We start from the raw sequence: 12,037 nt of genomic DNA, 5'->3' as shown, positions 1-12,037 counted from the left end.
GCACCATCCAAGCGTGGAATTGGTTAACCGGTAATCGACGGCGCAGATGGTCGTTTCGAATCGGAACGATCAGTTGCCGAAGCGGTCGACCAGGCTTTTTGCCAACAGCCGGCCCTCGACCCGGAACCGCTCCGCGGCGTTGACCGAGGCGGTCGTGCACTGCCGGTGATAGCTCGCGTAACGCCTGTAACCACGATTATAAGCGGCCGTCAGGCGGCGCTCGATGGCTTCATTCCCGCCGCTATTGGCGATGATCGTGCCCACGGCCTGCCGCCAGCTATCATTGTCCTGACCGCAAAGGCTCCGCAGATATTGCATCGAGCCGGAAATCTCCGCCAGCCGGACGAGATCGGGCAAATAGGTCGATTCCGCACTTTCCACCGTGACAGCGGGCTTTTCCTCCGCCTCGGTTTCAGAAGTCTGGTCACCGTCTGTCTGCGCCATGACACCGCATGACATGGCCAGGAGGACCGTGACGATGAGAGAGGACCGAATGGGGCGAGGGAAGATCATGAGCTTTCTCTGCCGGGAAAGCGCGGCGTATTCAAGACTTTCGATATTCTCGATCTCATCGATCGGTCGCAAACTTTCGTGCAAGACGAAGCGTATCGGCCGTCACCGATTCGCCGTTGGCTTCCATTTCAGCAAGATCGAGCCACTCTATCGAGGCGGCATCGTCGCCGGCGCGCTCTTCGCCGCTGGCTTCCGTCACGAAGACATGGAGGTGAAATCGGGCGGCGCCGGCCTCGATTATGAAATTGTCCACAGGAGTCATCGTTTTGGCCGTAAGAGCCGTCTCCTCGAATAGCTCTCGTCGCGCCGCCTGTTCCAGCGTCTCTCCGTGAGCTACGCGACCGCCGGGAAACGCCAGCTTGCCCTCGAATGGCGGCCGTGCTCTCCGGACCAGAAGGTAATGCTCCTTGCGACAGACGATCACGGAGACGCCGGCAATCGTTTCGCTCATGTGCAAACTCCGCTTGACGCCAGGCAGGGTGGCGGGAAAGTTGCGTCGCATGTGCGGACGCTTCTCCCTTACCAGCCCTGCGGAGGCGGTCGAAAGCTATTTCGACCTCGATCCGATAGAGCCGTTCCCGCCACGCTACAACATCGCGCCGAGCCAGCCGATACTGATCGTCATGGGCTATACCGACCGACGCGCCGGCGTGAGCGAAACCGCGCGGCAGGTTCGGCTGGTGAGGTGGGGCTTGGTGCCGTCCTGGGCAAAAAATCCTGCCGATATGCCGCTTATGTTCAATGCGCGAAGCGAGACCGCTGCCGACAAGCCGGCCTTTCGCGGCGCCATGCGTCACGGACGCATTCTCATTCCGGCGTCCGGCTTCTACGAATGGCGTCGAAACGGCAATGAGAGGCCGCAACCCTATTGGATCAGTCCCGCTCGCGGCGGACTTATCGCCTTCGCCGGCCTCTACAGCCCATTCATGGCGCCTGACGGCTCAGAGGTGGAGACCGGAGCCATCCTGACAACCCGAGCAAATGAGACTCTCGGCGCGATCCACCACCGCATGCCGGTAACGATCCCGCAGGCCGATTTCGACCGCTGGCTCGATGTACGAAATTACGAGCCGCGCCATATCGCCGATCTTCTTCGTCCTGCCGATGAGGATTTCTGGCGCGGCGTGCCGGTATCGGCCGAGGTCAACAAGGTTGCGAATATGGGACCGGAACTTCAGGAGGCGGTCGAGGAGGTGGAGTTGAGAGAAAAATCTCCTGCGCCGCAAATGGAACTGTTCGGCAGTTAGTGCGATGGAATTCTCGCCAGCCCTCATCGGACCGTTCGGCACGGGTTTCGCGCTTGGCGCAACGCTGATCATCGCCATCGGCGCGCAGAATGCCTTCATTCTCCGGCAGGGACTGCTGCGGCAACACGTCTTCATCCTCTCTCTGATCTGTTCACTCTCAGATGCGCTACTGATTGTGGCGGGCGTGGCCGGTCTCGGCACGCTGATCAGCAGTGCGCCTTCATTGATTTTCTGGGTGACGCTTGGCGGAGCGGCATTCCTCTTCACTTATGCGGCCATCGCGTTTTATCGGGCCTGGCGTCCGTCAGTGATGATGCCGACAGACGGCACGGCAAAGGCTGGCAGATTATCCGCCGCTATTGCCACATGCCTCGCCTTCACCTTTCTCAATCCGCATGTTTATCTGGATACGGTTCTGCTTCTCGGCTCTCTATCGTCCCGATATGAAGGGGCGGCCCGTCTGGCATACGGGGCAGGCGCGGCGACCGCTTCCTTTGTCTGGTTTTTCAGCCTCGGCTACGGCGCACGCCTCCTGGCGCCGCTTTTCGCGCGACCCATTGCCTGGCGTGTTCTCGATGGCGTCATCGGAATCGTGATGGCGGCAATTGGCACCAAGCTATTGATACAGCTTTAAAAGTTCCGCCGACAGCCGGTTAAGGACAGTCGATGTCGCGGATGTAGCGGGCCTTGATCCAGCCGCTTATGACGCGATCGGCCTCGTAATGCGTGACGGGACACCAGCGCGAAGCCCAGGGCCGGCTGAGCGGACGGCACTTGGCGTCGAGATGAATGATGCCGTGCCGGCGCGGTGGCAATTGGTCGACGATGGCCGAGCGGGCGCTGGGCCGCGCGCGCATGTTCAGAACATCGTAGGGCGCGACATTAACAACATACAGGCAGCCGGGACCGGAGGTCGCCTGAGAGGGAGCAGTGCCGACAGCAATTGAAAGAGCTGTTGCGCCAAGCAGAATGAATTTTTGGAGACGAGCCATAACCTGTGTCCTCCGACATGCGCCCCTCTCGTCCACGATGCCGGAAAGCCGGGGCACGCGCAAGAAAATCGGGATATGAAACGCACAATGCCGTCCGCATGTCGCGAACGGCATCGAGAAAGACCGGAAATTTCAGTCAGATCGTTAGTTGGAACGACCCGACTTGGCCGTGCAGCGCCCGGCGACAGCGCCGGAAACGGCAGGGTGAGCGATCGACTTGTATTTGGGCGTGAGCTGGATGCCCCAATCGCTAGTCGCTACGCGGCCCTCGTTCCGGCGGGCTGCATCTTCACAACGCTTTGCTGCTTGTACGGCTTCAACGATTTCCAGTGCCATCGGCTTTTCCTTTTTGGCAACCAATTACAGTGTTTAGGTCGCCCGTTACGCTTATGCATCACAATGAAACGATCTGCTTTACAATTGGCTAACTCAAGCCTTCACCATGAGTTCCAAGCCGATTTTGGTTTGGTGAAGATATGGTTTGGCTAACCATGTTGCCGCCGCGCCACAAACGCCGACGCTGCGGACACCTTCCTTTGCATTTGAGCGGCTATGGAGAGACGCTTGACGGTTTCCCGCCCGCTGGCCCAAAAGACCGGCTCGCGATAAGCGCCAAAATCACCGGGACCCGACATGACTGAACTGCGCCTTTACAACACGCTGACCCGTCAAAAAGAGGTCTTCGAATCGGCCGATTCCAACAATGTGCGCATGTATGTCTGCGGACCGACGGTTTACGACTATGCCCATATCGGCAATGCCCGACCGGCCATCGTCTTCGACGTGATGTTTCGGCTGCTGCGGCATATCTATGGTGAAGATCACGTCACCTATGTGCGCAACATCACGGACGTCGACGACAAGATCAACGCCCGTGCGTTACGCGATTTCGGACCGCAAATCGAAGCCGGTGAATTGACGCTGAACGGCGCGATCCGCGAAGTGACCGAAAAGACCTTCACGCAATACCAGAAAGATGTCGCGGCCCTCGGCTGCCTGGAGCCAACCATCCAGCCACGCGCGACGGAGTTCGTGCTGCCGCGCGAGGACGGCAAAACGGATATGGCGGGCCTGATCCAGACCCTGCTCGACCGAGGAAATGCCTACATCGCCGAGGGCGGGGAGGGCGCCGAAGTGCTGTTCGATACCGCTTCGATGGCGGATTACGGTCATCTCTCGAAGCGCAAACTGGACGAGCAGCAGGCGGGCGCGCGCATTGCTGTCGAAAGCCACAAAAAGAACCCGGCCGATTTCGTCCTCTGGAAGGAAAGCGCGGCTGACCAGCCCGGCTGGGACGCGACGTTCCGCGTCGATAGTGCTGAGCGTACCATCCATGGCCGCCCCGGCTGGCACATCGAGTGCTCGGCGATGAGCGCCGCCTATCTCGGCGAGACCTTCGACATTCATGGCGGCGGGCTGGACCTGATCTTCCCGCATCACGAGAACGAGATCGCCCAGAGCCGCTGCGCCCACGGCTCCGAGACCATGGCCCGGTACTGGATGCATAACGGCTTTCTACAAGTGGAAGGCCGCAAGATGAGCAAGAGTGAAGGCAACTTCATCACCATCCACGATTTGCTGGAAACGGAAAAATTCGGCGGGCGCAAATGGCCGGGCGAGGTGCTGCGCCTAGCCATTTTGATGACCCACTATCGCGAGCCCATCGACTTTTCGGTGAGGCGGTTGGAAGAGGCGGAGGCGATCTTAAACCACTGGATTGGAATAGCTTCCATCGAACCTGCCTCTTCGGCTCCAGATGAAAAGTTTTTGAGTGCTTTATCAGATGACCTCAATATCGGCGCAGCGATATCGGCCCTGACAGCAAGTGTGAAAGGGGGGTGGGCCGGCGAACAAGTGCACGGGCAATTCTTTTCAGCGCTGAAATTGCTTGGGTTCGATATCTTTGCCATCAAAGCGGCTCGTCGAAATGCTATTGAGCTTTCGGAAGAGGAAATCGCCACCAGCGTAAGCCAACGCCTCGCCTTCATCCACGACAAGAATTGGGCCGAGGCGGACCGCATTCGCGATGAACTTCTGGAACAGGGAATCCAGCTAAAGGATTCAAAGGATTCCGAAACCGGCGAACGCGTGACCACTTGGGAGGTGAAGCGGTGACCCTTACCGGAGGCTGCCAGTGTGGCGGGATACGTTTCGCGGCCAGCGGCGAAGTGAAGGAAGCGGCCATCTGCCATTGCCGCATGTGCCAGAAGGCGGCTGGCTCGGTGATCTGGCCGTTCTTCACCGTTGAACGTGTGAATCTGGATTGGACGCAAGGCGAACCTTCCCGCTGGCGGTCTTCGCCATCGGCGCAGCGCGGTTTCTGCTGCGCGTGCGGCACGCCGCTGACTTTCGAGCCGGACGGCAAAGAGACGATCGACCTATCAATTGGCACGCTAGACGAGCCAGCCGCGCTGCCGCCGACCCATCACGTCTGGTCGCAGAAGATGGTTCCCTGGTTCGACACTCTGTCAGGCCTGCCGAGGACCACAGAACCGGAATCCTCATCGGGTGAGTCGTTTCAGCATCCCGATTACGGTACCAAGGACTGGCCACGGGAGCATAAGCCATGACCATCACCGGCGGCTGCCAATGCGGGGCGGTGCGGTTCGAGGCCGAGAGTCTGGGGCGCGCCTCCATCTGCCATTGCCGCATGTGCCAAAAGGCGTTCGGCGCTTTTTTCGGCCCGCTCGTGACGGCCCACGGTCTGAAATGGATGCGCGGCGAGCCGAAGCGTTTTGCCTCGTCCAACAAGGCCAGACGCGGCTTTTGCGGCCATTGCGGCACGCCGCTGACTTATGAATATGAGTGGGACGGTAAGCCCGTGGTTGAGATCGCTATTGGCGCACTGGACGATCCGGAACACGCTCCGCCAGCGGTTCAGGTCAATCCGGAAAATCGGCTGTCCTACTTCGCGACCCTCCACCAGGTCCCGGACCGTGGAGCCGATGACGCTGCGAAGATGCAGGACTTCTACGACGGCATCGTCAGCAATCTGCATCCCGACCACCCGACGGATGAGGGCGAAGACTGGCCGAAGGGCTGACATGCTTCCCCCGGCGGCTTCAGAGGTGTAAGGGCGGGCCATGACGAAAGAACGCCTCTACCTCTACGATACCACCCTTAGGGACGGTCAGCAGACGCCCGGCGTCGATTTTGCGCTGGAAGAAAAGCGCCAGATCGCCCAGTGGCTGGACGATTTCGGCATCGACTATGTCGAGGGCGGCTATCCCGGCGCGAACCCGACCGACACGGCGCTCTTTTCCGCTAAAGCGACAAAATCCGCAACTTTCACTGCATTCGGCATGACCAAACGGGCCGGGGTCTCGGCATCGAACGATCCGGGGCTGGCCGGAACGCTCGCCAGCAAGGCCGATGCGATCTGCCTGGTCGCCAAAAGCTGGGATTACCACGTCCGTGTCGCGCTCGGCTGCACGTTGGAGGAAAATCTCGACAATATCCGCCAGTCGGTTGAAGCCGTTGTTGGGGCTGGCCGTGAGGCGCTGATCGACTGCGAGCATTTCTTCGACGGCTACAAGGCGAACACGGACTATGCGCTCGCCTGCGCCAAAGCCGCCTTCGACGCTGGTGCGCGCTGGGTTGTGCTGTGCGACACCAATGGCGGAACGCAGCCCATCGATGTGCGCGCCATCGTGGAGCATGTCATCGGCGAAGCGGGTATTCCCGGCGACCATCTCGGCATCCACGCTCATGACGATACGGGTCAGGCGGTCGCCAACAGCCTTGCCGCCGTCAATGCCGGCGTCCGTCAGATTCAGGGCACACTGAACGGCATCGGCGAGCGTTGCGGCAATGCCAATCTTGTCTCGATCATCCCGACGCTATTGCTCAAGGAGAGCTTTTCGGAACGATTCGAGACCGGCATCGGCGCCGATAAGCTGAAGAGCCTGACCAGGCTATCGCGCCTGTTCGACGATCTGTTGAACCGCACGCCCGATCCGCAGGCGCCCTATGTCGGGGCATCCGCCTTTGCCACGAAAGCGGGCATTCACGCCTCCGCCCTTCTGAAAGAGCCGGAAACATATGAGCATGTCGCGCCGCAGAGCGTCGGCAACAATCGACGGGTCATGGTCTCCGATCAGGGCGGCAAGGCGAACTTCATAGACGGTCTCGCCAAGCGCGGTATCAGCGTCAGAAAAGACGATCCGCGCCTGGATTCGCTGATTGCGCTGGTCAAGGACCGCGAGGCGGAAGGCTATGCTTATGAGGATGCCGATGCATCCTTCGAAATGCTGGCCCGGCGTCATCTCGGCGCCGTTCCCAATTATTTCAATGTCACCAGCTATCGCTGCGTCGTGGAGCGCCGCATCAATGCCGTAGGCGAAAAGATCGATCTTGCCGAGGCGGTGGTGAAGGTCGAAATCGATGGCGAAGAGAAGATGAGCGTCGCCGAAGGAAAGGGGCCGGTCAACGCGCTCGATGTTGCGCTGCGCAAGGATCTCGGCAAATATCAGACCTTGATCGAGGATATCGAACTGGTCGATTATAAAGTCCGCATCCTGAACGGCGGCACCGAAGCCGTCACCCGCGTGATGATCGAGACGCGGAACGGGCACGGCCGTCACTGGACCACCATCGGCGTTTCGGACAATGTCATCGACGCCTCTTTCGAGGCGATGATGGACTCCATCGTTTACTGCCTTTTCGAACGGCTGGAAGCACAGAAAGCGGCCTGATGGCTACCTCAGCGAACGGACCGGTCGTGACCGACACCGGTGATACGCTCACAGGGTTCTTCTATGCGTTCTCCGCTTATCTTTTGTGGGGATTTCTGCCGTTCTACATGAAGGCGGTGGCCCATATCGGCTCGATCGAGGTGGTGGCGCACCGCGTCCTCTGGTCCATCCCGCTTGCGGGCGCATGGATATTATGGCTGCGCCGAACGGACGATCTGAAACGCGCGCTGGGCGATTGGCGCATTATCGGCATGGCGGCGGTCACGGCCACGCTTATCAGCATCAACTGGTCGATCTATGTATGGGCTATCGCCAATGATCGTGCTCTGGAAACGTCGCTCGGCTATTACGTCAATCCGCTTTTCACCGTAGCGCTCGGCGCGATCGTCCTGCGCGAGAAGATGACGCGTTTGCAGCTTGCCGCCATCGTCTCGGCGGTGATCGCGGTGGCAATCCTGACCTGGGAGAGCGGCGGGCTGCCGTTGGTCTCGCTCGGGCTTGTCCTGTCATGGGGCGGCTACGCCTATTTCCGCAAGACATTGCCGGTGGGTCCCAATCAGGGCTTTTTTCTTGAGGTCTTGCTGCTTGCGCCCGTCGCGTTCGGCTATTTGCTGTGGCTGACCTGGTCCGACAATAAACCATTTTTTGGCGGCGGAGGCTGGGAGGATGTCGGCCTTCTTCTCTTCGCTGGCGTTGCGACAGCCATTCCTTTGATTTTATACGCCAACGGGGCGAAACTGCTGCGGCTGTCGACTATTGGCGTCATGCAATATATCGCGCCGACCATGATCTTCCTGATCGCGGTTTTCGTGTTCAAGGAACCGTTCGGCCCGGCCCGGCTCGTCGCATTCTGCTTTATATGGCTGGCCTTGGCGCTTTATGTCACGTCGATCCTTCGCGAACGCCGGCGGCAAAGGGCCAACCTTCCGCTCGTCGAGCCCGGCACGCGGACATAGCGCACCTGGCCTCTGCATCTGCGGCCTTCCGAGAAAGTCTGGTTCGACAGGCTTCTAGATGCTAGCCAACGAGACATGGATCGCATTCTCGTTTCAGCCTGCCTGCTCGGCCGCCCGGTTCGCTACAATGGCAAGGACAAGCTTTCTGGCAATGCGATAATTTCGCGATGGTTGGCAGAGGGCAGGGTGGTGTCGGTCTGCCCGGAAGTCGCTGTCGGATTTCCGACACCGCGCCCACCGGCGGAAATTAGGGACAGCCTGATGGAATCCGGTTCGCCACAGGTCCGCGACGCAGGTTGGCAGCGACCGGACGGCGAGACGGTGTTGCTTGGGTCGGCTTCCGTGGTGGACGCGACGGGCAATGACGTAAGCGCACTTTACATCAAGGCAGCCGGGGAAACGGTCGCGCTTGCACAGCGCGTTGGCTGTCGCCATGCCGTGCTGACGGACGGTTCCCCATCGTGCGGCTCGACATTCATCTATGACGGCACGTTCAGCGGAAACCGGATTGAGGGGATGGGCGTGACTAGCGCTGCATTGCGTGCCGCCGGAATTGAAGTCTGGCCGGAAACCCGCCTGGCGGAACTGGACGAGCGCCTTCGCTCGTGATGCGAAGGCCGCAGTAGCGATAAGCGGCGGCCTTCGCGTGACGCGAGAACGAATGGACCTCAGTTGCTCGCCTGCTCCATGCAGTTGGCAAAGAAGGTGGTGGTCGCCGGCCAGTCGGAGAAGAGACCCGCGACGCCCACTTCGTTGTATAGCACGTCCATCAGCTTGAAGACGTCGCCATCATCGTCCGTTACATCCGCGATGGTTTCGTAGTACCAGCCGCCACCCTCATGCAGATTGCCGGAACGCTCTGCCGTCCAGGTGATGATCTTCAGGCCGGCATTCTTGGCCATTTTAGCGTACTCGCTCGGCACGATCTTGCCGTTCTCGGCTTCGACCAGCATCCACATCGGCGGCGCGATATAATTGATACCCTCGGCTTTGAGATCCTCGAACTTGTGCTCCCAGGTCGAAGGGTTGGCGATGTCGAAGCCTTCATTGTCGTACTGGTCGTCCAGATAGACGGCCTGCTTGCCGAAGTCCGGCTCGTTTGCGATCCAGTATCGGATGTCCTCTATCTCGAAGGATTGCGGCCATACATCCGACGGATCGACGCCCGCTGCCTTTAATTCGTCGATCATCTTCTGCGCATACTGTTCCTGGCTGAAGCCGCCGAAAGGCATATCGACCGAGGGCTTTTTCAATTCCGGCGTCATTTTCACGCCGAGCTGCTGCATCAGTTCTATCGATTCGGCGAAGGTCACGAGGCGTGCGCCTGGGGTGTAAAGGTCGGTGCGGAAGTTCGGAGTGCCGTCTTGATAGTCCTCAACCGTTGTCGCCCTGCCATTGGCAGCATCCTGCTTGGGCGAGAGCGTTCTCAATTCCGCCAGCGTCAGATCGGATGTCCGACATTCGGCTGCCGCGTCCTGATCGCCGGACGCAGGCGTAAACCCGGTTGTGCACTTCTCGGCGAGATCGGTGGTCAGGATATTCGTCGTGGTGTGCAAGTCGTTCTGTGCGTGGCGGCATACCAGCTCATGGTCTTTGGTGAACGTCACGTCGCATTCGACAATGCCGGCGCCCATCCGGGCGGCTGCGATGTAGCCCTCGGCCGTATGCTCGGGAAAGGCCAACATCGCGCCCCGATGGCCGATCGACCAGTTGGACTTGGTCGGCGTATTGGCAAGACAACCCTGGAGTTTTGTCTTCAGCTCGCCCTCATCCATTACATCGACGAGGTAGGCTGGACGAACGCCATAGGTGATCGTGCCGACATCCGGTGCCTGGATTGACGATGCGGGGGTCTCGGTATTGGTATCGCCCGATTGGGCGAAAGCTGGACTGCCGGCGAAAATCGTCGCGGCGGCTAATATGTTGCGTAGGGCGGTCATGTGGGGCTCCCTCAATGAAAGGGACGGCAGCAAGCTCCGTCCGTCCTTCACTTTAGGATGCCGATCATGACAGCCGCTTGGCGGTTCGATGACGGTTTGACGAAACGCGCCCAGCGCGTCAGCCGCCATCGCTCCAGACTGTCCGGTAAAGGTCGAATCGGCGATCGCGCATATTGCGAACCGAGCCTTTGGCGCGCGCCCACGTCACCGAATTGAGGTTGAGATCGGCGACAGAAACCTGCTCGACATTCTCGCTGGCAAGCGCTGCGATGCCGTCTCGCGCAAAGGGAAAGTCAGACGGCGTGAAGATGCCGCTTTCGGCCCATTGGATATCGAGATTGGAGACATTGGCGAGATTGCCGGTCATGCCGGATGTCACGACGTAGCACTGGTTTTCGATTGTGCGCGCCTGGCAGCAATAGCGGACGCGCCAGTAGCCATGGCGGGTATCGGTATTATAAGGCACGAAGAGGATACGCGCGCCCTGATCGGCAAGCCGTCGGGCAAGTTCCGGAAACTCGCTATCATAGCAGATCATGACGCCAATCGGTCCGCAATCCGTCTCGATTGCCTCTACCGCATCTCCGCCATGAATGTTCCAGTAGGTGCGCTCGTCTGGCGTAGGATGGATCTTCTCCTGTGCATGCACAGAGCCGTCGCGCAGAAAAACATATGCGATATTATGGATATCGCCATCGTCCACGATTGTTGGATGGCTGCCGCCGATAATGTTGATGTTGCGCTTCACGGCCATGTCACGCAAGCGGCTGGTGAACTCTTCGGTATGTTCCGTCAGCCGCTGGATTGCGGCGTCAGGGGCAAGTTCTTCAGGCTCACAGGAAAGAAGCTGCAGCGTGAAAAGCTCCGGGAAGACAACGAAATCGCCTTCATATTCCGACGCCACGTCGACGAAGTAATCGACCGCTTCGTAGAACTCCTCGGTGTTTTTGAGGGTCCGGGCTTCCATCTGGACCGAGACGACACGCACGACCTCCGGGTCGAGGCGGGTGACGGGTTGGGTATCCAGCTTCGGATCGTAATAGGGGTTGCGCCAGATCATCAGCGCAGCGTGGCCGTCAGACGGTTTGTCCTCGCGATTGTAGAGCCGAAGGACGCGCTCCGGTTCGAACCCGGCGCGGATCTGGAAATCGAGCGTCGGGTCTTTTGTTTCGCGTTTTGCGACGGATGCCAGATACTGATCCGGATCTGGAAAGGCTTTCCGTCTGCGCGCATAGCCGGCGAGACGGCCGCCAAAGGCAATCCCTTTCAGGTCCAGCTCGACGCATAGCGCCTGACGGGCGTCATAGAGACGCTTGCCGATCCGTAGGCGTCGGCGTGATGGGTCGACCATGACCTCGAAGCCGTACATCCAGTCGCCATTGCCATCATGGGTGGATGCATACCCACCGCCGGTGATCTGTATCCAGTCGTGCTGACCGAACGCTTTGCGTTCCTTGACCCGCAGGGTTGCCGCATATCCGACGACTTTACCTTCGTAAGTCGCAACGAACTGGCCGCGCCCGAAGGCGTTGATGTGGCCCCGTATCATGCCGGGAGTATAGGGCGTTTCGACCGGGTACACGCGGCGCGACAATTCGACGATCTCGTCGATATCCTCCGCAGTCGCATTGCGGATTTCCAGTTTCGCCTTCGTGGATTTCATGGTCCTGCACTTTTCGGATTATGTTGGCCGCG

14 protein-coding genes are annotated in these 12,037 nt (G+C 59.6%); 8 read left to right on the top strand and 6 right to left on the bottom strand.

The annotated features are described in order from the left end of the window. Positions 1-69: 69 nt before the first annotated feature. Positions 70-585: a TIGR02301 family protein gene (locus NIM86_RS01185; protein WP_253378471.1), complete on the bottom strand. Its 516-nt coding sequence runs from the start codon at positions 583-585 to the stop codon at positions 70-72. Further along, entirely contained in the window at positions 569-964 is a 396-nt protein-coding gene (locus tag NIM86_RS01180) for an NUDIX hydrolase (RefSeq protein WP_253378469.1), read from the bottom strand. Before NIM86_RS01180 ends, NIM86_RS01185 begins: the two co-directional genes overlap by 17 nt. Before the next feature lie 49 nt (positions 965-1,013). Between NIM86_RS01180 and NIM86_RS01175 the strand changes: the two genes are divergently transcribed. Further along, entirely contained in the window at positions 1,014-1,760 is a 747-nt protein-coding gene (locus NIM86_RS01175) for an SOS response-associated peptidase (RefSeq protein ID WP_253378467.1), read from the top strand. A 4-nt stretch (positions 1,761-1,764) separates the two neighbouring features. After that, the gene (locus tag NIM86_RS01170) at positions 1,765-2,394 is read left to right on the top strand and encodes a LysE/ArgO family amino acid transporter (RefSeq protein ID WP_253378466.1); all 630 of its coding nucleotides are present in this window, start codon (positions 1,765-1,767) and stop codon (positions 2,392-2,394) included. 19 nt (positions 2,395-2,413) lie between these two features. Here the strand turns inward: NIM86_RS01170 and NIM86_RS01165 are convergent, their stop codons facing one another. After that, positions 2,414-2,752 (bottom strand): hypothetical protein, encoded by a 339-nt coding sequence (locus NIM86_RS01165; protein ID WP_253378464.1) that lies wholly within the window; start codon positions 2,750-2,752, stop codon positions 2,414-2,416. Positions 2,753-2,896: 144 nt separating this feature from the next. Further along, entirely contained in the window at positions 2,897-3,088 is a 192-nt protein-coding gene (locus NIM86_RS01160; RefSeq protein ID WP_253378462.1) for a hypothetical protein, read from the bottom strand. 297 nt (positions 3,089-3,385) lie between these two features. Here NIM86_RS01160 and cysS point away from each other — a divergent pair, with 297 nt between their 5' ends. From cysS to NIM86_RS01130, 6 genes are all read left to right on the top strand, one after another. Next, the gene (gene cysS / locus NIM86_RS01155) at positions 3,386-4,867 is read left to right on the top strand and encodes a cysteine--tRNA ligase (protein ID WP_253378460.1); all 1,482 of its coding nucleotides are present in this window, start codon (positions 3,386-3,388) and stop codon (positions 4,865-4,867) included. Next, positions 4,864-5,322: a GFA family protein gene (locus NIM86_RS01150; protein WP_253378458.1), complete on the top strand. Its 459-nt coding sequence runs from the start codon at positions 4,864-4,866 to the stop codon at positions 5,320-5,322. The genes cysS and NIM86_RS01150 overlap by 4 nt, the downstream gene beginning before the upstream one ends. Then, positions 5,319-5,795 carry a GFA family protein gene (locus NIM86_RS01145; protein ID WP_253378456.1) on the top strand — a complete coding sequence of 159 codons (477 nt, stop codon included), beginning with the start codon at positions 5,319-5,321 and terminating at the stop codon, positions 5,793-5,795. The genes NIM86_RS01150 and NIM86_RS01145 overlap by 4 nt, the downstream gene beginning before the upstream one ends. 40 nt (positions 5,796-5,835) lie before the next feature. Then, on the top strand, positions 5,836-7,446 hold the full coding sequence (gene cimA / locus NIM86_RS01140) for a citramalate synthase (protein ID WP_253378454.1): 1,611 nt from the start codon (positions 5,836-5,838) through the stop codon (positions 7,444-7,446). Next, complete coding sequence (gene rarD, locus NIM86_RS01135) at positions 7,446-8,402, top strand: EamA family transporter RarD (protein WP_253378452.1); 957 nt, start codon at positions 7,446-7,448, stop codon at positions 8,400-8,402. Before cimA ends, rarD begins: the two co-directional genes overlap by 1 nt. Positions 8,403-8,477: 75 nt before the next feature. Further along, positions 8,478-9,011 (top strand): DUF523 domain-containing protein, encoded by a 534-nt coding sequence (locus tag NIM86_RS01130; RefSeq protein WP_253378450.1) that lies wholly within the window; start codon positions 8,478-8,480, stop codon positions 9,009-9,011. A gap of 59 nt (positions 9,012-9,070) precedes the next feature. Here the strand turns inward: NIM86_RS01130 and NIM86_RS01125 are convergent, their stop codons facing one another. Next, positions 9,071-10,342 carry a glycerophosphodiester phosphodiesterase family protein gene (locus NIM86_RS01125; RefSeq protein ID WP_253378449.1) on the bottom strand — a complete coding sequence of 424 codons (1,272 nt, stop codon included), beginning with the start codon at positions 10,340-10,342 and terminating at the stop codon, positions 9,071-9,073. A 118-nt stretch (positions 10,343-10,460) separates the two neighbouring features. Further along, complete coding sequence (locus tag NIM86_RS01120) at positions 10,461-12,005, bottom strand: bifunctional GNAT family N-acetyltransferase/carbon-nitrogen hydrolase family protein (protein ID WP_253378447.1); 1,545 nt, start codon at positions 12,003-12,005, stop codon at positions 10,461-10,463. Positions 12,006-12,037: the final 32 nt, after the last annotated feature.

This window comes from Notoacmeibacter sp. MSK16QG-6 (assembly GCF_024158145.1).
Lineage (GTDB): Bacteria > Pseudomonadota > Alphaproteobacteria > Rhizobiales > Rhizobiaceae > Notoacmeibacter.
The sequence above is the reverse complement of the archived record's forward strand: the minus strand, read 5'-3'. Positions and strand labels throughout refer to the sequence as shown.